Here is a 23491-nt window from a genome sequence, read left to right as displayed (position 1 = left end):
TGGAGTACCTGATATGGGAAAAATAACATGGAACAGCACATTTGCAGATGTGCAACAGTTGTTGATTGACCAAGACGAAACGTTTATAAAACAGCTTGAATACTTAAACAGTGACCAATTTCAAAAAGAAACAGATAGAGGTTATTTAAGAAGAAATCTCCATTTCTTTATGGTGATAGTTTTGCAGGGCATTCAATCACCTACAGACAAAAAGTACATTGAAAATTTTCTTTATATAATGTATCCAAATCCTACACCAATAGAAACAAAGCTAGGAGCATGGCGGCAAAATGCAGGTAATTTTGTTGACAAAAGCAGAACCCTTACAATAAATAAAGCTTTACTATCAATATCTAAAGATACCGAAATGGACGTTTTTAGAACGGGTGCTTGGGTCAACCTTACTGACAGCAGTAAAAAACCTATCTTTAGGGACGCCAATAATAACAGCATATTTATTGACGGAGAACCTGACGCTATACAGAAAATGAGACAAGTAGCAGAATTCTTGATAGATGGCACTCAAGTCACATCTGGCGGAGGTTTTTCACTTATGGTAGATACATATTCACTGTTAAAAGCAAACAAACAGCTCATTTTAAACGGCGCACCTGGCACAGGAAAGACATTTTCCGCAAGAAATGAGATCGCCGACAAGCTGTTGGGCAAAAACGCCGATAAAAATATACAAATGGAAATGGTGCAGTTCCACCCCTCATATGACTACACAGACTTTATCGAGGGCATAAGACCAAACCTTGCAAGCGGAAGCATAGGCTATACGTTAAAAAACGGCTCTTTCAAGTCATTTTGCAGAAAAGCAGGAGTTATAGAGCGTATACAGGCTTCAGGCAAAAAGGTGACGGAAGATGCCATAAAAGAGTTTCTCTCTGGCGAGGACAAGTCTATCGTTGACTTCTGGATAAACAAGATAAAAGAGGAAGGCTTTGATGCTGAAAACATAAAGCCAGCCGAACTCCCTCCTTTCCTTTTTATCATTGACGAGATAAACAGAGCGGAAATATCAAAAGTCCTTGGTGAAACCATGTTCTGCTTGGACGCAGACTACAGAGGAGAAAAAGGCAGGATAGCTACGCAGTATTCTGCACTGGCAACTGACGAAACATTCTATATAAATAATGATAACGATAAGTTCTTTATCCCCTCAAATGTGTATATCATAGGCACAATGAACGATATCGACAGAAGCGTAGAGGTCTTTGACTTTGCTTTAAGAAGAAGATTTGCTTGGCATGAAGTCACCGCAGAAGCCGTAATGGATAAGGTCACGCTTTGACAAGGACGATAAACAGTATTTCCTGCTCTATCTATTGTGCAGTGTGTGCGGCATAAATGTTTTTGACATAAACGTAAACAGCGAATCAGAAAGCGACTATACTGCCATAATGGTGCTTCTGTTTCTTATGAAGCTTATGGAAGCATACGAAGACGGAATATACAAAGAGTATGTGCGAAAGAGATACAACGAGTATGACTTCAAGGGCGTTATGGATATCAACAGGCACATAAAGATAAACAATCCCTTTTTAGGAAAGACCGGATATTCCACAAGAGAGTATTCCTACGACAACGATATTCTATGCCTCATACGCCAAACTCTCGACTATATCAAAGACTATTTCCCCGACATTTTGAAAGGCTATCTCAACAACAACGTTATCCTCAACGAGATAATAGACGCAATAGAAAATGCAACGCCCTCATATCGAATGAACGTAAACTATTCCGACTCCATGAAGTGCAGAAGAGAGATAACCCACCCTATGTATCAAAAATACGAGGACGTAAGAAAGCTCGCATTGATGATATTGCAGGAATCAGGTCAGAACGTGTTTGACGATAAAGAAGAAGACACCTTTGGCATACTCATTGATATCTCATGGCTGTGGGAGGAGTTTATCGCTGTCAAGCTGTTGAACGAATATAGCTATGAACATTTGCTTACAGACAATTCCAAAGGAAGCCTGCAATGGGCTGACAAAGAATATTGGTATCCTGACTACATAGAAAAGGGCAAATCCGATTCCAAAAGAAACGTATTAGACGCAAAATACAAGTTCTGGGATTGGAATAAAGACGCTGATATCCACCAGCTATTGTCATATCTTTTCCTGACAGGCGGTGACACCTGCGGAATAATCTATCCCTCTCAGGAAGAACATTGTGTTTTTAGTTTTAAGAAAATTAATTCATTTTCATCATTTTATAAAGCCGTTCCTACGATATACAAGCTTCCCATTTTTATTCCGTCAAGCGAATACGATGACTATGGAGAATATTACAAAAAAATCAATATATCCATACAAGCATGGAAGCAAAGCTTCTCAGCACAGATAGCCACATCTTAATAAAACAAAACCGCTCCCCGTGACATCACGAAGAGCGGTTATTTTTATTGCGTAGGTGCGACCTAAGGTCGCCCGCCTTGAAACTTTTATAAGATAACTCTACAGCCTTACTTTTCAGACTTTGTAAAGAATATCGCCTTTATAAGCTGGATAACGAGCATAGAGCCAAAGCTTAGAATGTATATCCATGCAAACTGCATACCTGTCATGTCTGCTATCTTGAAAAGTCCTTTAAGTGGTGGAACGAGCAGAACGGAGTTTAAAAATACCATTCCAAGACCGAACGCCATAAGACCGAACTTGTTGTTGAAAAAGTCCTTTGAGAAGATAACAGGACCTTTTTTCTTGCAGGAGAAGCCGTGGAACAATCTTGCAGAGCAAAGCACTGCGAATGCCATCGTCATACCAAGAGCTGCGCTTGTCTTGTTTCCCATAAGGAAAGCCGAAGCTACTGCTATCGCTATAACTACGCCATACAATGCGATCTCGCCCAGGAAAGGACGTGTGAGTATAGATTCATTTGCGTTTCTTGGCTTGCGTTTCATGACCTCTTCGGAGTGAGGTTCAAGACCCAAACCGATAGCAGGAAGCGAGTCTGTAAGCAGATTAATAAACAGCAAATGTATTGCCGCAAACGGAACAGGAAGTCCAAGCAGTGAGTTGAAAAGCACCACAAGAATTGCCGCAAAGTTGCCCGAAAGCAGGAAGAGTATAGCCTTTTTAATGTTCTCGTAAATGTTTCTGCCGTTTCTTATGGCCTTGACTATAGTTGCAAAGTTATCGTCTGCAAGCACCATTGAGGCAGCGTCCTTTGAAACCTCAGTTCCTGTGATGCCCATTGCAACGCCCACATCAGCCTGCTTTAACGCAGGTGCGTCGTTCACTCCGTCGCCTGTCATGGAAACTATACAGCCGTTTGCCTGCCAAGCCTTTACGATCCTTATTTTATGCTCAGGTGTAACACGAGCGTAAACAGCCTTGTCCTTTACAAAGTCAACAAGCTCTTCGTCTGAATAAGCGTCAAGCTCGTGACCCTCAACAGCCTTTGAGTTGTCGTCAAGAATACCTATCTCACGGGCAATAGCCGAAGCCGTAACGATATGGTCGCCTGTTATCATGACTGGCTTTATGCCTGCCTTGCGGCATTCCGCAACAGCCGCCTTTGATTCCTCTCTCGGAGGATCCATCATAGCAATAAGACCGACAAACTCCAATCCGTCCTCGTCCTCTGGACATACGGTATCCTTGTCAAATTTTTTCTCTGCAAATGCAAGTATACGCAAACCTTTTTCCGAAAGCTCTGCCACACGCTGAGTTATAACAGCCTTTTCCTCATCGCTTGAAGTTATCCTGTTTATGAGAACGTCAGCCGCACCCTTTACATAAAGCACCTTCTCGCCGTCGATAACGTGCAGAGTTGACATAAGCTTTCTGTCCGAATCAAATGGTATCTCAGAAATTCTAGGGAGATCTTCCCTCACCTTGTCAGTGTCAATGCCAAGCTTTGTGCCAAAATTGATAAGAGCCGTTTCTGTAGGGTCGCCTATCTCAACGCCGTCTTTACAGCTTGAATCGTTGCAAAGGATCATGGCTCTTGTCATAGTCTTGACCTTTTCATCGTCAATATCAACAGCGTCAGTGTCGATTATCCTGCCGTCTACCATTATTTTTCTGACTGTCATCTTGTTCTGAGTAAGAGTACCGGTCTTGTCAGAGCATATTACAGAAACACTGCCCAAGCCCTCAACAGCTTGAAGCTTTCTTATGATAGCGTTTTCCTTTGACATTTTCTGTGTACCGAAAGAAAGCACAATAGTAACGATAGAGCTGAGAGCCTCAGGAATAGCCGCAACAGCAAGTGCGATAGCGAACATGAACGAATCCATAAGCTTGCCGCCACGAAGCACACTAAGTCCGAACACTACTGCACAAACGATAAGGATAGCTATAGAAAGCTTTTTGCCGAACTCGTCAAGCGTGTTCTGGAGAGGCGTTTTTCTCTCTGATGCGTTCTGGATAAGCGAGGCTATCTTGCCCACCTCAGTGTCCATACCAACCTCAGTGACAAGCATTTTTCCTCTGCCGTATGTGACAAAAGAGCCCGAATAAACCATGTTAGCACGCTCAGCAAGAGGCTTTTCGTCCTCTATATCGCTCATATCCTTGTCGATATTAACGCTCTCGCCTGTGAGTGCCGACTCGTTCACCTGAACAGACGCACATTCTATCAGCCTGCCGTCTGCACATATCTGGTCGCCTGCCTCGATAAGAAGAATGTCGCCCACTGCGATCTCCTCAGATGGGATAATGACCTTTTCACCGTTACGAAGCGCCTTAGCCGTCGGCGCAGAAAGCTTTTTAAGGTTTGTCAGGGATTTTTCAGCCTTGACAGTCTGAACTGTACCCAAGATAGCGTTCATTGTGATAACAACGAGAATTACCGCACAGCTCTCAACGTCTTTCATGAAAGCTGAAACTATCGCAGCAATAATGAGTATAAGCACAAGGAAGTCCTTATACTGCTCTAAAAAAATCATGGGAATGGACTTTTTCTTGCCCTCCGTGATAACATTTCGTCCGAACTTTTCGCAGTTTTTCACTGCCTGCTCGGTTGAAAGACCATTTTCACCTGATGAAAACTCAGTGTAAAGCTGGTCAAGTTTTTTCTGATACTGCTTCATAAAATACCACCTTTTTTATTTTTTCCTGTAGTCGCTGCCGATATACCCTTCAAAGCCTCCTTTTCTCATAGGCTCAGTAAAATAAACGCATAAAAAATCGGCAAGACGTTTATTGGGTAAACTGCGCCTGTGGCAATTTAATCAATAAAAGTCTCGCCGTTTAGATATGCAGCGGTCCCTCATCGGAACGTACTGACGCAAACATAAACGGATCTCTCCGCCAGCTACTCTCTTTTACTATGAGGTTATTATAACCTATATTTTTGATTTTGTCAATAGTTTTTTATATATTTTATTGTACATTTGCAACTCATTTGCTTGATCTCATTTTCAAACACCGCCCTTGATTATTATTCCAAAAGGTGCTATAATAGCATTGGTGATAATAATGAAAAGGAAAATACTTGTAGGTCTGCTTACCGCTATTATCTTTTTGGCTTGCGCCCTTGTGATAAATATAACCCCAAAGGTGGAGAAAGGTTCAGTTGTGCTGACCTGTGACGGAAGCAAATATGAGCTTCCCGGCACTGAAAAGACACGATACTGCAACGGCAAGAGCGAGAGCCTTTCCGCTGAAAAGAGCTTTGAAGATCTGCTCTCCTCTGTACCGTCATTTAATGTAAAGGCGGCTGTTGATAAGGACGGCAATGTTACCCTTAAAACCCCTATGTCCGTAGAAGCCACAGGGGACAGGCTCGGTGATGTGCTTTACACTGTCTACAGCTATGACGGAAAGGTGCTTGCCAAGGAGTCAAAAAAGCTGGAGCTTCCAAAAGAGGATATTGACGGCTGTCTTGTGAAAATAAAAATTACATGGGGCAAGAAAAACACAAGCTATCTTGAAGAAGATTACTGGTTTGCCGCAATGTACAATACCGAAAGATAAACATAACATCAAAATGTAGGGGCGACCTCTGGTCGCTCACTTTCTTTCTGTAAACTTTCAGACAACAAAACGTCGGACGAATTTGAAAACGTCCGACGTTTCTTTTAACATATCTGAAATCCGATTATGCCCGCCATACAAATAACGCTGCCGATAAATCTCAGCTTTGTGATAGGCTCTTTTCTTATGAGCGCTATAACAAACAGCGAACACAGTATCATAGGCTGGATAAATGACGCACTCGCAAGGCTCACTGCAATAACAGCGTTCTCCGCAAGCAGACCTGCCACATTCGGGATCTTTGTAAGCACGACCACCCATGCGCCCTTTTGATTTTTCTTGAATATCTCCAAAGGCTTCGCCCTTGGCAGAAGTATGATAGCCATAAGTATAAGCGCAAAGAACAGCGCCATGGTCGAGGATATGTAATTCTCCGACGCTCTTACAACTATGCCGTAGCCGTATCTTGCCAAAAGATAGAACACCAGAGGAACAACTATCCTGCGGTAATTTATATTGCCGCTGTCCGTTCTGCCTGATCTTGCGATAAAAACAAGACCTGCAACAGTAAGCACGATAAAAAGAAACTTGAAAATGCTCGGCTTTTCACCAAGGAAAATATCCGTTGCATAGGACATGAAAAGGGTGATACCAAGCCAAGCCTTAAGCTCAAAGGCTGATATTTCATCAAGGATAATAGCCGAAAGCTTAAATTCAAGGATCTTCGACAAGCACAGCAGACCTATCGCCGCAAAGGATTGCCAGCTAAGCGTAATAGTCCTGTCGAGGAAAGGCAGACAGCAAGCCATGAAAACAGCCGTTGCCGCCGCCATTAAGAATCCAAGCTCATCGCCGTTGAATTTTGCCGTTGAAACGGCGTACTTGTCGCTAAGGGAACATATTGTGTAGCATACAACTACAAGTATAAGCAAAAACATTATTTTTCTTTTTCCTTACTATATGATTTTCTAAGACCTGTATGCTGTGAAACATACGAAATAACGGGCGACCCAAGGTTGCCCCTACGCAAAGCCGAATTATCAGTTCTTTTTATTTTTCACAAGCCATACTACCGCCAAAATACCAAGTATCACTGAGAACAGAGTAGCAATGGCTAGGCATATCCAGCTTGCATACTGACTTTGTATAAATTCGTTCTGCGATTGGCTTCCTATAAGGGTATCTACCCCCGATTGCGAGCCTAACGCTGAGAACAGTATTATAAATGCCATTCTCACATTCATTACGCAGGCTATAACGCTGTAAATATGCACTATACCCTGAAAAAGACACACTCCGCAGTCGTCCTTTACATAGCTTTTCACTCCAAGCACCGCACATACCACCGACACTGCCGTGTAGATAATGAACGCCGCAAAAAGCACTATCGTTGGCACTTTTGCCCCCTCGGTTTTCACTATCATGCTCATAAGCCCAGCCATACACCCCATGAACACAGCCGCTGCCGCAAGCCCTGCAACAGACCATTTTCTGTATAAAAGTTCTGACTTTTTTATCTGCTCTTTCTTTATCTGCTTAGGCATTTTCTTCCTCCGCCTTCTTGCTTTCAAGCTCCTCTTCGGATATCTTGAAGCGTATCCTGTCTATTTTCTGCTCGTCCTCCATTTTCACTGTCATCTCAAAAGGCGGACAGCTTATAACTTCATTCTGCTCAGGAAGTCTGTCAAGCATATCCATTATCCAGCCGCCGAGAGATGTTCTTTCGGTTTCGATAGTGTCCTCCGGCAGACCTATCCTCTCAAGAAAATCCGATACCGAAAGCTCCGCCGACGCTTCGTAAACACCGTCGCTTATTTTCACAAGGGAGGTATCCTCCTCGTCGCTCTCATCATAGATCTCGCCCACAAGCTCCTCTATGATATCCTCAAGGGTACAAATGCCCTCCGTACCGCCATATTGGTCGAGCACCACCGCCATATGCACCTTTTTGCGCTGCATCTGCTTCAGGATCTCAGAGATCTTGCGGTTTTCGGTTATGTAAAGTGGCTTGTTCATTATAAGACTTATGTCCGTCTTGCCCTTGAGATACATTTCAAAAAAGTCAGACTGGTGGATAAGTCCCACAATGTGGTCTAAGTCCTTGTCATACACGGGGAGCCTTGAAAACTTTGTCTGCACAAAGCGTTTTTTTATGCTCTCCATATCCTCATGAAGCTCAACACCCTCGATATTTACTCTCGGCACAAGTATCTCGCTTATGGTTATCTCGTCAAAATCAAGTGCCGAACGCACAAGCTCAGACTCCTGCTCTTCAAGTACGCCCTCGTCCTGAATCTCGTCTATGATATATTTAAGCTCTTCCTCAGTAACAGACGGCTCGCTGTTCTTGTTGCCCACAAGCTTTGAAACACCGCTTTTTATGCCCATAAAGATAGCCGTTATAGGCGTGATGATGAACATGAATGCGGAGAGCGGAGCCGCCATAAGAATAGAAAACCGCTCAGAATTTTCCTTCGCAAGACTCTTAGGCAAGATCTCACCAAAAATAAGCACAAGCACCGTCATGACTACAGTAGCCAGACCCACGCTTCCCTTGCCGAACTTCTCCGTAAAAAGCACCGTTGCAATAGAAGATGAAGAAATGTTCACCACGTTGTTTCCAACAAGTATAGCAGTGAGTGCCTTGTCAAAATTATCGCATATGTTCATTGCCTTCTTTGCAGACTTGTTTCCGTCGTCTGCAAGTTTTTTAAGCCTTATCCTGTTGCACGAAGAAAACGCTGTCTCCGTTGCAGAACAAATAGCAGACAGCATAAGAAGCACAGCGATGATAACAACTTTCATAAAATAAAATTATCCTTTCAGGTCAGAATATAAATTTGCTGCCCTAGTTATAAAAATAGCACTAAAGGCAGTCATGAAAACTGACTACATATAGTTATCATAACATATTTTTTAACCAATTGCAACAGTATTGTTGAAAAAACGATGTAAAAGAGTTATAATATTCTTTGTGTTCATAATATTCATATGCACAAAAGGAGATAACAAAAATGACAAAGAAAGATAAGGACATTTTCGACAAAATAATGGACTGGAAGATATTCGGCTGGTTCAGACCCTTTTACGTCAAAAACAAAGAAATGCTTTTGTATCTGTTTTTCGGCGTACTCACCACCGCAGTCAGCTTTGTGACCGCAGGCATCTCAAAAGTGCTTTTGGAGCAGGCAGGCATAGGCAAGGGCGGTGTTTCCACCACAAGCACCGTCATATCATGGATATGTGCAGTAACATTCGCATATGTCACAAACAGGATATGGGTATTCGAGTCTGAAGCAGAGGGCAAAAAGGCGATAATCTCCGAAGCGGCTTCATTTTACGGTGGAAGGATATTCACTCTTCTCGTAGAAATGTTCATGATGTGGCTCGGCTACTCACTTCTCAGCTTCAACTATTGGGTAACAAAGATAGTGGCAAACGTTGTTGTGCTGATACTTAACTATGTCATCAGCAAGCTTGTGGTATTCAGAAAGAAATAAGATTGCAAAAAAGCTGTCGGCAAAAAATGCTGACAGCTTTTTTCATCAGTTGCCACGTTGCAACCGACTAATCTCTGTACATAAGCGTGACCGCCATGCCGTTTATCACGCCCACTACAACTCCGCACACAATGAAAAACACCTTGATAGGCAGGTCAAGCAGAAGCGAGATAAGCCCGAACACGATAACGAACGCCATTGCTCCGCCTATCTGCACAAGAAACTTTCTTTTCACAAGCACAGGAAAACGCTCCGCAAGCTTTGCGGTCTTGTTACCCTTGCGGTCAATTATCCTGTAAATAAGCTGAGTCAGTGCCATTGGTATTCCGATAAATAAAATTGCTGTTATAAGTTTGTCCATTTTAAATTCCTCCATTTTTCACTTAAATTATAGTTTTTTTGTATCAAAAAAGGCTGCCCAAGACGCAGTTCGTCCGTGGGCAGCCTCATTGCTGCATATAAAATTTCTTTTATCAACAATTAAAGAACTCTTACGCCAACAACGCCCTCGATAGACTTGAAAGCGTCAGCGTCAACGTCGCCTGTAACATCGAGCATTGTGTAAGCCCAGTCTTTCTTAGACTTGTTTACAAGGTTCTCGATATTTGCGCCCTTGTCAGATACAACAGATGTGATCTGTGCGATAAGTGCAGGAACGTTCTTGTGAAGCACGCAAACAAGGTGGTCGCCTGTTTTAGCAAGCTCTGCATTAGGGAAGTTTACAGAATTCTTGATAGTTCCCTTCTCGATATAGTCGATAAGCTCGTGAGCCGCCATTGTTGCACAGTTGTCCTCAGACTCAGGTGTGGAAGCGCCAAGGTGTGGAAGAACGATAACATTCTCCTCGCCAAGAACAACATCATCTGCAAAGTCTGTTACATACTTTGCAACCTTGCCGTCCTTGATAGCCTTTACAACAGCCGCACTGTTGATAAGCTCGCCTCTTGCAAGGTTGATAAGACGAACGCCGTCCTTCATCATTGCTATCTGAGCTTCGTCGATAGTGTTCTTTGTGTCAGGTGTATAAGGAACGTGGATAGTGATATAATCGCTGTTCTTGTAAATATCATTGATATCAGCAGTTACCTTTACAGCAGGTTCGAGCTGGATAGCTGCGTTTACAGAAAGGAATGGGTCATAGCCGATAACGTCCATGCCAAGTGCAACGGCTGCGTTTGCGATCTTTCCGCCGATAGCACCAAGACCGATTACACCAAGTGTCTTGCCCAGTATCTCAGGACCTGCGAACTTAGACTTGCCGCCCTCAACTGTCTTAGGAGCGTCAGGAGTACCCTTGAGTGAAGCAGCCCATGCAGCAGCCTCTGTTATCTTTCTTGAAGAAAGAAGAAGCGCACAAATAGCAAGCTCCTTAACAGCGTTTGAGTTTGCGCCAGGTGTGTTGAATACAACAATGCCCTGCTCTGCGCACTTCTCAACTGGGATATTGTTTACACCAGCACCTGCTCTTGCAATAGCAAGCAGGCTCTCAGGCATTTCCATATCGTGCATCTTTGCTGAACGTACCATTATAGCGGTAGGATTTTCAGCATTGTCGCTTACTGTGTACTTAGCCTTGTCAAAGATATCAGTACCGCAGGCAGCGATCTTATTTAATGTCTTTATCTCATACATTGTAAATTACCCTCTCTTATAATAAGGTTACGCTTATGCGTTCTCAGCCTCGAACTTCTTCATGAACTCAACAAGCTTTTCAACGCCCTCGATAGGCATTGCGTTGTAGATAGAAGCTCTCATACCGCCAACAGTTCTGTGACCCTTAAGGTTTACAAAGCCTGCTGCTGTAGCCTCAGCAACGAACTTCTTGTCAAGCTCAGCGTCGCCCGTTACAAATGGAACGTTCATAAGAGATCTGTCCTCAGGAACTACTGTACCCTTAAAGAGCTTGCTCTGGTCAAGATAATCATAAAGTATCTTAGCCTTCTTCTCGTTGTGAGCCTTCATAGCCTCAAGACCGCCCATTTTCTTTATCCACTTGAATACCTTGCCGCAGATGTAAATGCCATAGCAAGGAGGTGTATTGTAAAGAGAGTCAGCGTCAGCCTGAGTTTTCCACTTGAGCATTGTAGGTGTTCCCTCGAGAACATCGTCAGTGATAAGATCTTCTCTGATGATAGCAATAACAACGCCGGCAGGACCAACGTTCTTCTGAACGCCGCCGTAAATAACGCCGTACTTTGTTACGTCAACAGGCTCAGACAGGAAGCAGGAAGAAACGTCTGCAACAAGTGTGTGACCCTTTGTGTTAGGCAGAGTCTTGTACTTTGTACCATAGATAGTATTGTTTTCGCAGATATAAACATAGTCAGCGTCCTCCGGGATATCCAGATCTGAACAATCAGGGATATAAGAGAAAGTCTTGTCAGCAGAAGAAGCCACAGCAACAGCCTCGCCGTATTTCTGAGCCTCCTGATAAGCTTTCTTAGCCCACTGACCTGTGATTATGTAAGCCGCTTTCTTGTTCTTCATAAGGTTCATAGGAACGGCTGCAAACTGCTGAGAAGCACCGCCCTGAAGGAACAGCACCTTATAGTTATCAGGGATACCCATAAGATCTCTGATGTCCTTTTCAGCTTCCTTGATGATGTCATCGAACGCCTTGGAACGGTGGCTCATCTCCATTACGCTCATACCTGTGCCCTTATAATCGAGCATTTCATCGGCAGCTTCCTTAAGCACTTCTTCAGGGAGTACAGCAGGACCTGCGCTGAAGTTATATACTCTACCCATTGTTAAACCCTCCATATAAATTAGTTTCATTATTTATAAAGACTATAAATATATAAATTGATAATATTATTATATGCCTTTTATAAAAAAAAGTCAAGGGCTGTCATATAAAAATACTCACTCGTCATAAGTTTTTGTACATATCAGCACATAAAACAGCCCTGAAAACGTGCATTTTTACACCTTACCTATGCCGTTATATATAATAAGCACTGAAAAGCATGAAAAATCAGAATAATACTAAAACGTTAAAAAGAGGTTAAAATTTTTGGTATTCCTTGAAATCTCCATATTTGTGTAGTATAATGTAATCAATAAAATGCGACAGTTGTAAAAAAGTCGGGGAACAATTGTCACTCTCAGGGAAAGAGGATATATATGCAAAAGATATTTTATGTTTCAAGAAATGAGGACAAAGCCCATGATGGAAAAGCCCCGGATATGGACAGATTTCAGCGTGTTGAAAAGCTCAACAGTCTGATCGCGGCAGGCTGGGCTATAAAGGAAATGAAAAGCGAAAACAACAGCACATTCTTTGTGCTTGAGAAAGCAGACTAGACTTAAAATGGCGGTATAAGACCGTACCCTGCCAATAACGCAGACACGATGTTCAGCCAACAAGTTCGCCAGGTCTTTCAACAAACTTATAGGACGGTAGCCCCACCGTCCTTTTTTATGTGCAGATAAATTTTGCGAAAACGTTTTATGGGTATTGCAATTCAAAGAGAAATATTGTATAATTAATGTAATCGTTTTAGCAAAAACAAATGATACTATACATAATTATAAAGGAGTAAAAAACTATGGCTTATGTAATCGGCGTAGACTGCGGCACAAGCGGCACTAAGACGGTGCTTTTTGACGAAAAGGGCACTGTTATTTCTTCTGTAACTATCGAATATCCAATGTATCAGCCTAAAAACGGCTATGCAGAGCAAGACCCTGCTGACTGGGCAAACGCAATGATAAACACTATCAAGGCTGTTATGACCAAAAGCGGCGTAAATAAAGAGGACGTTGCAGGTGTTGGTATCTCAGGTCAGATGCACGGACTTGTTATGCTGGATAAGGACAACAACGTTCTTAGAAAGTCCATAATATGGTGCGATCAGAGAACTGCCGCAGAAGTTGAAGAAATGAACGAAAGGCTCGGCAGAGAAAAGCTCATCAAGATAACAGCAAATCCTGCCCTCACAGGCTGGACGGCTGCGAAAATCCTTTGGGTAAAGAACAACGAGCCTGATATATATGAAAAGTGCAGACACATTCTTCTTCCAAAGGACTATCTGAGATTTATCCTCACTGGCGAATATGCAACAGAGGTTTCCGACGCCAGCGGTATGCAGCTTCTTGACGTGCCAAACCGCTGCTGGTCAAAGGAAGTCTGCGATACGCTTGGCATTGATATGTCAATGCTGGGCAAGGTTTACGAGTCATGCGAGGTAACAGGCAAAGTCACGAAGAAAATGGCTGAGCTTACAGGACTTAAAGAGGGTACTATAGTAGTAGGCGGAGCAGGCGACAATGCTGCTGCGGCTATCGGAACAGGCGTTGCAGAGGACGGCAAGGCGTTCACAACTATCGGAACATCAGGCGTCGTATTTGCACACACTTCTTCTATCTCTATCGACCCAAAGGGCAGAGTTCACACCTGCTGTGCAGCAGTACCGAACGCATGGCACGTTATGGGTGTTACACAAGGCGCAGGACTTTCGCTGAAATGGTTTAGGGATAATTTCTGCAATGCAGAGAAAGAAACAGCAAAGTGCATGGGTGTTGACGAATATTATCTCATGGATAAGGAAGCAGAGAAAGTGCCTGTTGGTGCAAACAGACTTCTCTATCTGCCATATCTCATGGGCGAAAGAACGCCGCATCTTGACCCTGACGCAAGAGGAGTATTCTTCGGACTTTCCGCAATGCACACAAAGCGTGATATGCTGAGAGCAGTAATGGAGGGCGTATCATACTCCCTGAGAGATTGCGTTGAGGTATTCAGAGAAATGGATATCAACGTATCCGACATGATGGCATGCGGAGGCGGCGGAAGCTCACCGCTGTGGAGATCAATGCTCGCAGATCTTTACAACTGCCCTGTAAAAACAGCCTCATCGAAAGAAGGTCCAGCCCTTGGCGTAGCACTTCTTGCAGCAACAGGCGCAGGTATTTACTCATCAGTACCGGAAGCTTGTAAGGCAGTAGTAAAGACCGACAAGGTACAGCAGCCTGAAGCAGAGCGAGTACCTGAGTATGAGAAATACTACAAGCTTTACACAGAGATCTATCCTGCACTGAAAGCAGAATTTGCAAAGCTTGCGAAGATGTAATATAAAACCAAAAGCTCCGATTTGCCGTCGGAGCTTTTTTGCGTTAGAATATTTTGACAACTAAAAACGGCTCTCCACAATAGCGGAAAGCCGTTTTTACATATTGGTCGGAGTGACCTGATTTGAACAGGCGACCTCTACCACCCCAAGCCCACGCACGAAGTGCGTAGGGTGTTTTTTTATGTCCGAAGCATTAAATGTTGGGGGTGCAGGGCGCATAATGCTGTGCTGTGCGCCCTGCCTGCCCCCTGCCTGAGTGGCGGTCGCCAAAGTTTTGAACGCAGTGAAAAACTTTGTGTGACATCGCCACGTGCCCACCTCTGGGGTGCAGGTCTGCACACTGTCGCAAGTCTGTGCGTACCCTGTGCCCTGAGTATGTATAATCGGAGCAACTAACAAGCACCGCTTCTCCACTTTATTCCGTAGTGTTCAGCACTTTGTATTCTCGCCGATTAGGCGACACTCAGAAGTCTTGATAGTCATTTGGCTCTGTGTAGTCCTCTTGCCCCTGTCGGTCTATGTTATTGCTGTCATTGAGGTATTTCAGCTCGTCAAGTATGTCCTCTTGTTGGTCGGAGATGTTTTGCAGTAGCTTGATTATGGTGTCTTGTCCTCTGTCCTGATGTGATTGTCTTATGGATATGTTGAAAACACAAATAATTAAAGCAATAACAATTACTAGCCAAATTATATTCAACCCTATGAATATTGCTGTTGCTGTTTCTGCATTTTGAAATAATTCCTCTAGCATGATTACTCCTCTTTATCCTTATTAATTTTTATCATTATCTGTCCTATTTTCACAAGCGTTTCATTTTGCTGTTTCAATAGTTCAGCCTGCTCCTTGTTCCTCTTTGAAAGATCATTAACAGTTTTGCAAAGGCCAAGAAATTTGCAGATTAAATAGACTATAAGTGCGAGTATTAACAGATTGATTATTAAACGTGTGGCAAGAATTAATTTTACTGTATCATCTAAAACACTAATTATACTATATACACTATTCAACTTTATCACTCCTTTATTTTTACAATAGCACTATTATTGTTCTGCTGTGTTATGTTGTATTTGCTGTTGCTGTCGGCTTTATAGCCTATTCCTCTTTTGTCATTCGTAAGTCCTGCTATATAATCAATACTCACTTTATAAAATTTTGCTAACTGTATAACTTTTTCAAATGGGATAGGATATTCACCTGTTTCCCACCTACTATATTGCTTTTGAGAAGTGTCAAGAATTTTCGCTATCATGCTTTGATTTAGTTCCATATCCTCTCTTAAATCTCTAAGTCTTTGATAATAATTAATAAAAATCACCTCACTTATTTGTTTATTCATACAAATTATATCATAGTACATAATTGTTCTATTGACAATAGTACAAAAATGGGGTATATTATATATGTCAGTAGTACATTATTGTACTAAGTCTTTGAACATAAAGATAACTACGATTAAATCGGTGAATGACGACAGCCTGAAACGGAAAAGTCTCGAATGGTAGGTAGTAGCCGTGAACGTGTGCATAATAGGTAGCACTCTATGAAACTTTCTTAGAGTTTTGGCACTAAAGAAGCCACCGGGTGAGCATCTGTTTATCTTATGTTTACTATCGCAAATTAAAAGGCACGAGGAAAAGCCGAAAAACCTCAGAAAGGAAAAAACATGAAAACAACTATTGTAGGCTGGACAAAAAAGAAAGCATTTAACGGAGTAATAGAGGGCAAGCAGATTAACAGCCCCGAAAAGGTAGTATTTCAGCTTCTGCAGGAAGTTGATAATCCCGACTGTCACGGAAAAATGGTCGATACGCTGAAAATACCGACCGAAAATGCAATCAGACTTAACGGAAATTCTGAGGATTTCAATAAGCTTCTCGGCTGTGATGTAATGCTGAACTATCAGATATTCAACGGACGTTCTCAGCTTGTTCATATTACTGTAATCAATGCAGACGGAACACTTCACCGCAACACAAAATAATTAGCGGTGAAACCGCTGTTATAAAAATTTAATAAGAAAGGAGTTTTGCTAATAATGGAAGCTGTATCAACAATGCTTACAAATGCCGTTACTGTATTTGGTTCTTGTTGGGATGCTATGACAAGCAATGTACCTATTTCAATTCTTGTAGGTCTGTCTCTTCTCGGCTCAGGTGCAGGACTTTTCGCAAAGTTCAGACACGCTGTATAAGCAAAACCATTTACATAAGCGGAGTAATTCAAATTGCTCCGCTTAATTTTTTTGAAAGGAAGTTGATAAATTGAGAAAAAAGATTAAGCAAGTGTTTTGTATGTTCTCTGCACTTGTGTTGATGATATGCTGTGCTGTCCCTGCGTTTGCTGATGATATCGGCACTTCTTATACTACATGGAATGACACTATCAAACAAAATGTCTTTTCTTGCATTCCTGATAGTGATAAAACCGATTATTATACTGTCATTGCCGCCCCTAACGGCAGTGGTTTTACGTATACTATTATATTTTGTAAATCTAGTTCTTCTATTACTTATTTTGGTAACAATCTTCATTGCTATGTATCAAAGGCTGATTATAATGCGTTTGCGTGTGTCTTAGTTACCTCAGAAAATAAACCTCTCTTTGACGATTCCGCTACTCGTTGGTGGTCTGAAAATGGCGATTACTACGACCATGACCCTTACGATTATTCAGGCGGTCAAGCCAAGGTAATATATAGTAACGTTCCTGTTTTAAATTGGGAAGATAAGAAAACACCTGTATGGGAAGACCCTAACGCTGTTCCTGCTCCGTTTACTGTTACATATACACCCGAACTTTCATTGAATATGCAAAATAAAATTTACTATCCGTCAAAGGGCGGTGCTAATGCTGATGAAAATGGACTTGTAGCAGCTGAAAATAATAATATAAACCTTGATATAAAGCTTACACCTGAGTTTTTAAAAACGTTCAATGAAAAAGACTTAGGAAAAGCTTACGGCTCTGGCACTTATGCCGTTTTATGTTGTCTTTCAAAAAATCTTCTTAACGCTGGTGATGATTTGCAACGTTTCTTTGATGAAGATGTTGTGCTTTATGCAATGAACCATGACGGCAATTACTATAAGGGACAAGATGATGAAAAAATCAAGTCTGACGGCTCTTCCTCTGACGATTTAAACAGTAATGGTACTGTTGACAGCTTTGAGCCGTATTTAACATTATATCAAGGTCGAACACCTATTTATACTATTCCACGTGACGGTAAACTTTCTGTAGCTTTTGACCTCACTTCTATTGATTATAAAACACATGGTCTTACTGATGATAGCAAGCTTTATGTTAATGTTATCGGTGTATTTGTAAAGAATAACGGTCATGTTATTCCTCAGAATGGTGAAAAAACTGAGGACACAACATCTTCAACTTGGCTCGGTTCATACGCATATCAAGAAGATTTTACAAATTTAAAGACTTGTGAAAAGATTGATGATTTTGTAAAGTCCGTTGATGAAGAAACAGGCAAGCCCGAAACATTCAAGGCTTATCGTGTTTATTCTGTTATTTCAGATCCTTTTTCTTATGAGAAGTTTCCTGATTATGTACCAAAAGTATATAAAGACAAGGACGGAAATACTTACAATCCCTCGACTACAAAGCTTAAAGACTTGTGTAATATACCGCCGTCAAAGGTCACTGACGTTGACCTTGCTAAGGGTTCAGATGGTGTTATAAATGATGGTTCATATATGCAACCTGATGATTATAACAAGTATCTTGATAAAAAGAAAATCAATGCTAATTTCGGCTCTGTTGATTTCACGGATATAAAATCTATATTCAGTACAACGGGTACATATTGGGACTTTCTCACCGCTGCTCTTTCCTGTTTGCCGTCATGGTTTTATGCTGTGTTCTCTGCATGGTTTGTGCTGTTCTTAACTATTGCGCTTATCAAGCTTGTTTTACCTACGTGAGGTGAATTATGAATATAATACATGGTATTGAATTAGTTTTTAAATTCCTGATGAACTGTATGTCTTATACGTTTCCATTTGGAAAATACAGCTTTACTCTCGGCTCGGCTATTATAGGCGGTATGCTTTTATCAATCAGCTTGACGTTATTATATTTTATGCTTAGAAAGTAGGTTTATTATGTTAGTAAATATTGTTTTAATTGTCCTCGTTGCTCTTATGGTCCTTTCACTTGTATGGCTCGTTAGGAGGTAGAAAAATGCTTAACTTGGTTTTGTTTATACTCGCTGTCTGCTTTTTGGTTTGTACTATAAGCGGTGTTATAGGTTTCTTCACTGACCTTAGAAACTTTAAAGCTGAACATGAGTTCAGCGGAAACAGAAAACAGCTTATTGAGTTTTTGATGCTCGGTGAAGATGTTGAAATAAAAGCCGTTCCTGCGGTTGAAACTGATGATTGTGAGGTGAACGATAATGAAAGTACACATAGTGTTTGATGAAAATAATCCATTTTTTCAGCTTTTGAAGTTAATGGGCTGTGATCTCTCGCAAGAAGTCATGAATAGATATGATGCTTTGCTCCTCGGCATGGCTTTTATATTCGCTGTGGTTATGCTCTGTATCTTCTGCAAGTTCTTCTATAATGTGATGATACGCATGACACGTTGTGCAAGTGCGGTGTGAGGTGTTACATGAATAGAAAACTATTTCCTATAATTAACCTTATGTGTTGTATGCTTGATACTTGGTTTTTCATTGCTCCCTTTATAGTTTTTCATGTAATTACTTTTAATAGTATTGTTTCATATCCCTTTACTACTCCTAAACAAACTGCTTTATTTGGATTTGTTTTTTCTTTTCTTTTGGAGATTATTATACATCATCTTATTTTTTCTGTTTATCATCTTGTTGATTATTTTAGAAAGGATTAATGTTATGATACTATTTGATTACATAAAACAAATACCGCCCTTTATCACCTATGAGGTATATGACCACCTTTTCGGTGCATACTTCAATAATTCTGCTATTTTTCAAGGTTGGGGCATTCACCTTTATACCGGTAAATTCGGCACCGGTAAAACGTCAACCCTCGCTCAGATAGCATATAACTATTGCGTTCGTTATCCTCAGTTGTCTATACTTACAAATATCAATCTTCAAAACTTCCCTGAGTGGACGAATATATATAAGCTTAATTCAGCACAAGATATCCTGCACGCTCCTAAAAATTGCATTGTGGTGATTGATGAGATAGGTACTATCTTTAATTCTCGTGATTTCTCAGGTGGTAAAAGAGCCGTTCCTAAACCGCTTTTTCAACACCTCTGCCAGTGCAGAAAGCGCAAAATGATGATACTTGCTACAGTGCAACGCTTCAATCTGCTTGATAAGCAGATACGAGATATAACGGCTACAGTGTCAACGTGCCGTGCTACATTCCGTCACCCTTATACACGTCTTATCAAGGTCAAAACCTATGATATAGACGAGTATGAAGCGTATACGGAGAATAAGTCATATATGCCGAAAAAGCTTTACAGCCGTTTGTATTTGCAGACTAATCAGAGCCGACAGCTATATGATACTTCTCAGCTTGTAGATAATATGCTTGATAAGGAGTATATCAGTGACACGGAAATACTTGCCAATCGTGGAGTGGATGTCACAAGTGACATAATGCACGATAGAAAGACAAGCAGAAGCCTGCGAAAAAGACGTGGCATATAGCCACGAGCGACCGCAGGGGCGAGCGCTTGCGCCGCCCCTGCGGTGCGTGTGGCTATTACTTGATATTAGCCACAAAAAGTACTCACTTTTAAAAATGAGGTGTTAAAAATGCCCCTAAAAACGTCCTCTAAAGAGGTCAAGTGCAATACCAAAATAAAGGAATATCGTGACGGCAGTTATACTATAACACGTTCTGATCGACACATTTTTAAAGACCCTGCATTTGAGTATCACTGCAAGCATGAGCATAGTATTGACGAACGTTCAAGACAAGAGCAACTTAAAACGGCTCGTGAAAATTACATATGTTATTTTGATTATGAGGACGAAAACGGAAACATAATGTTTGATATGCTTGATACGAGAAAATTTAAGGATAAGCAAGAGCGTAGTTGTGAAGTCCGTCTTGATAGTTTGCAACGTGCTAAGCAAAGTATTTTTGATATCGTATATCAAAACGATTGGAAGTACTTTCTTACTATTACATTCAGCGGTAAAGATTTTGACCGCTCCGACCCTCGGGAAGTCTTTAAGCCCTTGAAACGTTGGTTTGATAATGCTGTTCAACGTAAAGGCTTGCGTTATGTCCTTGTTCCTGAGTATCACAAAAAAGGCGGTATTCATTGCCACTCTCTTATAAACGATTGTGACTTTAAATTCGTAGATAGTGGTACACGTCTTGTTAAGGGTCATGACAAGCCCCTTAAAATAGATACTATAAAGCGCCTGCATATATGTGATAAACTCGGCTGTGATATATCTGATTTGCCTGTTGTATATAACGTGTCTGATTGGCGCTATGGTTTCTCAACAGCTATTCAGACTTACGGGCAGATGTCAAACCTAGCTTTTTATGTCACTAAGTACATTACTAAGGACGTAAAGAAAATTTTCGGTAAATTCTTCTGGAGTAGTAAGAACATAGTCCGTAAAACTAAAGAGATCTATTGCAATTCAGATTTCAAAGATGATTTGCCGATAGTCTCTCCCCCTCGTGCTAATGTCTGTTATCAGTATGAAAGTAGTTTCACCTTTTCAAGTCAAGTCGAAAAGAACTGCAATGATATACTTCAATATCTTAAAGAGAATGGAAATGATGATGTCCTATGATTTTTAAAGAATGGTTTGAGATGTTCTATAACGCATACTGCGTTGATGTGATAGCCTATGATTGCTATAAGGACTATTACTATATAAATCAAAAACACTTCGGTTATATAGCCGATATGGAGCTTCTGAGCGTAAAGCCTATTGATATTCAGAATTGTCTTAAATCCACCCTATCTTACAGTAATGACCGTCAAAGACGTTCATATTTCTTACTTAAACGTGTATTCCGTGAAGCTATAGTTAATGGTTATTGTGACAAAAACCCTTGCGACTATGTTAAACCTCCAAAACGTATAAAAAAAGAAGCTGAATATTTCAGCCCCGATAATCTTGTACATCTCTTTGATGATGATAGTAGGGTTTGCAGAATGTTTCAGCTTGACTTGTGGACAGGCTTACGTCGTGGCGAACTTCTCGCCCTTAGTTGGGATAACATTGACCTTGATAATAGATATCTTAAAGTCTGTCAGACACTCGTACATACTTCATGCGGTGATAGGATTGTACAAACCACAAAATCTCGCCGTGATAGGCTTATCCCTTTGCATAGTAATGCAATATCTATACTTAATCAGATACGCTCTCAGGACGTCTCAGACGGCTTTCTGTTCGTTTCACCTATAACTCATACAGTTATATCCCTTAGACGTTATAACAGGCTCTACAGAGCGTTCTATGAGCAACAAAAAACAAAGTATCCTGATTTACAGTATCTCACCCCGCACAAGCTTAGACATAGCTATGCAACGTATCTTATTCAGTGCGGTGCAGATATCGAAACTCTCAGAGCATTGCTCGGACACGTTGATATAACAACTACTCAGCGTTATATACATAGCAATTTCAACCAAATGTGCAAAGCTGTGAATAATCTCAAATTTGAATAAAGGAGTTTTTAAAATGAAAGAGTTTAATTTTTGGTGTAAAGAAAATACCGAATGCTATAATATATACAGAAAAGGGAAAGCGGATAACCCACAAACCGCAGAAAGGTTGATTAAAATGAAAAACAAATGGGAAGTACTGCATGACTGTGATGATGATAACGGAAATCCTTCCGTATATTTTTTAAAGGTTGGAGAAAATAAATATTATTTTTTGGAGTTACTTCATGACGGTATGGTTGATGTCATAGATTGCGATTGTCACACGGTTTTAATGACCTGCAGAAATCTTGTAAGCGCTAAACGTTGGGTTTCAATTAACTTGCTGTAAAAAGAAAGGGTGTTTAAAATGACTATTGAACAAATGAAAAATATCGCAAAAGAAAAAATGAACAATGAAATCGCATTTCTTTCTGATAAGTTGACTTCAGGCTCTGAGGTTCGTGCTACTTTGTTTGCTTTTTTTCTTGTTGAAATTTTTTCTATTAATGAATATCGGTATTATCTTGAACTTATTCGCCAAGCTGAAAAATTTTAATGAAATTGAAAAGGCTGTTGCAATTGCAACAGCCTTTTGTATTGGTCGGAGTGACCTGATTTGAACAGGCGACCTCTACCACCCCAAGGTAGCGCGCTACCAATCTGCGCCACACCCCGACAACGTATATATTATACCCGATTTGGATACAATAGTCAAGAGTTTTCAGCCAAAATAAAAAAATTGCAAAAAAGGTATTGACATTCACATTCATTTGTGATATAATAAATAAGCACTCAGGAGAGAGCAGTAAAAAAAGCAGTAAAATATCGCGGGATGGAGCAGTTCGGTAGCTCGTCGGGCTCATAACCCGAAGGTCGTTGGTTCAAATCCAGCTCCCGCAACCATATTGGTGAGACTAAATGGATGCTCACCCTTAAAAGCCCGTATTTACGGGCTTTTTTCATGCTTTTCAGCTGAAAAATTCAAGGTAAAAACCATGGATGCTTTTTCATGATTTTCACCGACCGGAAGGGTTCGAACCCTCGACAAATGAATATTGTCAAATAAAACGGCAAGCTTTGAGCAGATTTCGCTCCTGGCTTGCCGTTTTTTTATGAAAAAACATTCACAAAGTTTAGAAGGCTGTTTTGTCAAATATCACGAAATGTGATAAACGACAAAGCGGTCTTTTTTTATTTCAAAGGAGGCTTGATAACAAATATACTATAAAAAGGGAATCTAAAACGACTGGAGGTGATCAAGTAAAAAATGAACAGCAGTCAGACCGAGGACATGACCGAAGAACCCGATATGGGAATGACGATGTGAGGTGTAAT

General features: G+C 41.1%; 27 protein-coding genes and 2 tRNA genes. 17 read left to right on the top strand and 12 right to left on the bottom strand.

What is annotated here, in order from left to right; genetic code table 11:
* Positions 1 to 13: 13 nt before the first annotated feature.
* Together DW015_RS00175 and DW015_RS00170 are read left to right on the top strand one after the other, a co-directional pair.
* Positions 14 to 1297, top strand: a complete 1284-nt coding sequence (locus tag DW015_RS00175) for an AAA family ATPase (RefSeq protein ID WP_117903337.1) — start codon at positions 14 to 16, stop codon at positions 1295 to 1297.
* A gap of 43 nt (positions 1298 to 1340) precedes the next feature.
* Complete coding sequence (locus DW015_RS00170) at positions 1341 to 2369, top strand: McrC family protein (protein WP_242993183.1); 1029 nt, start codon at positions 1341 to 1343, stop codon at positions 2367 to 2369.
* Positions 2370 to 2476: 107 nt separating this feature from the next.
* Here DW015_RS00170 and DW015_RS00165 read toward each other — a convergent pair whose 3' ends face one another.
* Complete coding sequence (locus DW015_RS00165) at positions 2477 to 5050, bottom strand: cation-translocating P-type ATPase (RefSeq protein WP_117903334.1); 2574 nt, start codon at positions 5048 to 5050, stop codon at positions 2477 to 2479.
* A gap of 388 nt (positions 5051 to 5438) precedes the next feature.
* Here DW015_RS00165 and DW015_RS00160 point away from each other — a divergent pair, with 388 nt between their 5' ends.
* Positions 5439 to 5936, top strand: a complete 498-nt coding sequence (locus tag DW015_RS00160) for a hypothetical protein (RefSeq protein WP_117903332.1) — start codon at positions 5439 to 5441, stop codon at positions 5934 to 5936.
* 104 nt (positions 5937 to 6040) lie between these two features.
* Here DW015_RS00160 and DW015_RS00155 read toward each other — a convergent pair whose 3' ends face one another.
* The 3 genes from DW015_RS00155 to DW015_RS00145 all read right to left on the bottom strand — a co-directional run bounded on the left by DW015_RS00155 (position 6041) and on the right by DW015_RS00145 (position 8741).
* Entirely contained in the window at positions 6041 to 6874 is an 834-nt protein-coding gene (locus tag DW015_RS00155; RefSeq protein ID WP_117903330.1) for a hypothetical protein, read from the bottom strand.
* A 102-nt stretch (positions 6875 to 6976) separates the two neighbouring features.
* Entirely contained in the window at positions 6977 to 7480 is a 504-nt protein-coding gene (locus DW015_RS00150) for a hypothetical protein (protein ID WP_046441718.1), read from the bottom strand.
* Positions 7473 to 8741, bottom strand: a complete 1269-nt coding sequence (locus DW015_RS00145; protein ID WP_117903328.1) for a hemolysin family protein — start codon at positions 8739 to 8741, stop codon at positions 7473 to 7475. Before DW015_RS00145 ends, DW015_RS00150 begins: the two co-directional genes overlap by 8 nt.
* Positions 8742 to 8950: 209 nt before the next feature.
* Between DW015_RS00145 and DW015_RS00140 the strand changes: the two genes are divergently transcribed.
* Entirely contained in the window at positions 8951 to 9436 is a 486-nt protein-coding gene (locus DW015_RS00140) for a GtrA family protein (RefSeq protein WP_117903327.1), read from the top strand.
* A 67-nt stretch (positions 9437 to 9503) separates the two neighbouring features.
* On the opposite strand, the gene DW015_RS00135 is transcribed toward DW015_RS00140, so the two are convergent.
* The 3 genes from DW015_RS00135 to serC form a co-directional block, all read right to left on the bottom strand.
* On the bottom strand, positions 9504 to 9797 hold the full coding sequence (locus DW015_RS00135) for a hypothetical protein (protein ID WP_117859496.1): 294 nt from the start codon (positions 9795 to 9797) through the stop codon (positions 9504 to 9506).
* 119 nt (positions 9798 to 9916) lie between these two features.
* Positions 9917 to 11068: a 3-phosphoglycerate dehydrogenase family protein gene (locus DW015_RS00130; RefSeq protein ID WP_117903325.1), complete on the bottom strand. Its 1152-nt coding sequence runs from the start codon at positions 11066 to 11068 to the stop codon at positions 9917 to 9919.
* Between the two features lie 33 nt (positions 11069 to 11101).
* Positions 11102 to 12184, bottom strand: a complete 1083-nt coding sequence (gene serC, locus DW015_RS00125) for a 3-phosphoserine/phosphohydroxythreonine transaminase (protein ID WP_022288559.1) — start codon at positions 12182 to 12184, stop codon at positions 11102 to 11104.
* 378 nt (positions 12185 to 12562) lie between these two features.
* Here serC and DW015_RS00120 point away from each other — a divergent pair, with 378 nt between their 5' ends.
* Together DW015_RS00120 and xylB are read left to right on the top strand one after the other, a co-directional pair.
* Positions 12563 to 12742, top strand: a complete 180-nt coding sequence (locus tag DW015_RS00120) for a hypothetical protein (protein ID WP_022288558.1) — start codon at positions 12563 to 12565, stop codon at positions 12740 to 12742.
* A gap of 245 nt (positions 12743 to 12987) precedes the next feature.
* Positions 12988 to 14511: a xylulokinase gene (xylB, locus tag DW015_RS00115; RefSeq protein ID WP_117903324.1), complete on the top strand. Its 1524-nt coding sequence runs from the start codon at positions 12988 to 12990 to the stop codon at positions 14509 to 14511.
* A 96-nt stretch (positions 14512 to 14607) separates the two neighbouring features.
* Here the strand turns inward: xylB and DW015_RS00110 are convergent, their stop codons facing one another.
* The 4 genes from DW015_RS00110 to DW015_RS00095 form a co-directional block, all read right to left on the bottom strand.
* Positions 14608 to 14829 (bottom strand): hypothetical protein, encoded by a 222-nt coding sequence (locus DW015_RS00110; protein WP_207659339.1) that lies wholly within the window; start codon positions 14827 to 14829, stop codon positions 14608 to 14610.
* Between the two features lie 145 nt (positions 14830 to 14974).
* Positions 14975 to 15262 (bottom strand): hypothetical protein, encoded by a 288-nt coding sequence (locus tag DW015_RS00105; RefSeq protein ID WP_117903321.1) that lies wholly within the window; start codon positions 15260 to 15262, stop codon positions 14975 to 14977.
* 2 nt (positions 15263 to 15264) lie between these two features.
* A complete protein-coding gene (locus DW015_RS00100) occupies positions 15265 to 15519 on the bottom strand; it encodes a hypothetical protein (protein WP_117903319.1) in 255 nt (84 codons plus the stop codon).
* A gap of 5 nt (positions 15520 to 15524) precedes the next feature.
* The gene (locus tag DW015_RS00095) at positions 15525 to 15848 is read right to left on the bottom strand and encodes a helix-turn-helix transcriptional regulator (protein ID WP_117894051.1); all 324 of its coding nucleotides are present in this window, start codon (positions 15846 to 15848) and stop codon (positions 15525 to 15527) included.
* A 327-nt stretch (positions 15849 to 16175) separates the two neighbouring features.
* On the opposite strand from DW015_RS00095, the gene DW015_RS00090 reads away from it, so the two are divergent.
* From DW015_RS00090 to DW015_RS00050, 10 genes are all read left to right on the top strand, one after another.
* Complete coding sequence (locus tag DW015_RS00090) at positions 16176 to 16493, top strand: hypothetical protein (protein ID WP_117903318.1); 318 nt, start codon at positions 16176 to 16178, stop codon at positions 16491 to 16493.
* Between the two features lie 54 nt (positions 16494 to 16547).
* Entirely contained in the window at positions 16548 to 16703 is a 156-nt protein-coding gene (locus DW015_RS13320) for a hypothetical protein (protein ID WP_181979798.1), read from the top strand.
* A gap of 70 nt (positions 16704 to 16773) precedes the next feature.
* Entirely contained in the window at positions 16774 to 18450 is a 1677-nt protein-coding gene (locus tag DW015_RS00085) for a hypothetical protein (RefSeq protein ID WP_117903316.1), read from the top strand.
* 259 nt (positions 18451 to 18709) lie between these two features.
* Complete coding sequence (locus tag DW015_RS00080) at positions 18710 to 18946, top strand: hypothetical protein (RefSeq protein ID WP_117903314.1); 237 nt, start codon at positions 18710 to 18712, stop codon at positions 18944 to 18946.
* A complete protein-coding gene (locus tag DW015_RS00075) occupies positions 18924 to 19133 on the top strand; it encodes a hypothetical protein (RefSeq protein WP_117863323.1) in 210 nt (69 codons plus the stop codon). Before DW015_RS00080 ends, DW015_RS00075 begins: the two co-directional genes overlap by 23 nt.
* Before the next feature lie 252 nt (positions 19134 to 19385).
* Positions 19386 to 20180 (top strand): zonular occludens toxin domain-containing protein, encoded by a 795-nt coding sequence (locus DW015_RS00070; protein ID WP_117903312.1) that lies wholly within the window; start codon positions 19386 to 19388, stop codon positions 20178 to 20180.
* 108 nt (positions 20181 to 20288) lie between these two features.
* On the top strand, positions 20289 to 21290 hold the full coding sequence (locus DW015_RS00065) for a hypothetical protein (protein ID WP_117903310.1): 1002 nt from the start codon (positions 20289 to 20291) through the stop codon (positions 21288 to 21290).
* The gene (locus DW015_RS13835) at positions 21287 to 22177 is read left to right on the top strand and encodes a site-specific integrase (RefSeq protein ID WP_117903308.1); all 891 of its coding nucleotides are present in this window, start codon (positions 21287 to 21289) and stop codon (positions 22175 to 22177) included. Before DW015_RS00065 ends, DW015_RS13835 begins: the two co-directional genes overlap by 4 nt.
* Before the next feature lie 13 nt (positions 22178 to 22190).
* A complete protein-coding gene (locus DW015_RS00055) occupies positions 22191 to 22505 on the top strand; it encodes a hypothetical protein (RefSeq protein ID WP_117903307.1) in 315 nt (104 codons plus the stop codon).
* Positions 22506 to 22523: 18 nt separating this feature from the next.
* A complete protein-coding gene (locus tag DW015_RS00050; RefSeq protein WP_117903306.1) occupies positions 22524 to 22712 on the top strand; it encodes a hypothetical protein in 189 nt (62 codons plus the stop codon).
* 42 nt (positions 22713 to 22754) lie between these two features.
* Here DW015_RS00050 and DW015_RS00045 read toward each other — a convergent pair.
* Positions 22755 to 22831, bottom strand: a tRNA-Pro gene (locus DW015_RS00045).
* Between the two features lie 151 nt (positions 22832 to 22982).
* On the opposite strand from DW015_RS00045, the gene DW015_RS00040 reads away from it, so the two are divergent.
* A tRNA-Met gene (locus DW015_RS00040) sits at positions 22983 to 23059 on the top strand.
* The last annotated feature ends 432 nt before the right edge of the window (positions 23060 to 23491 follow it).

This window comes from Ruminococcus sp. AF37-20 (genome assembly GCF_003460465.1).
In the GTDB taxonomy this organism is placed as follows: Bacteria; Bacillota; Clostridia; order Oscillospirales; family Ruminococcaceae; genus Hominimerdicola; species Hominimerdicola aceti.
The sequence above is the reverse complement of the archived record's forward strand: the minus strand, read 5'-3'. Positions and strand labels throughout refer to the sequence as shown.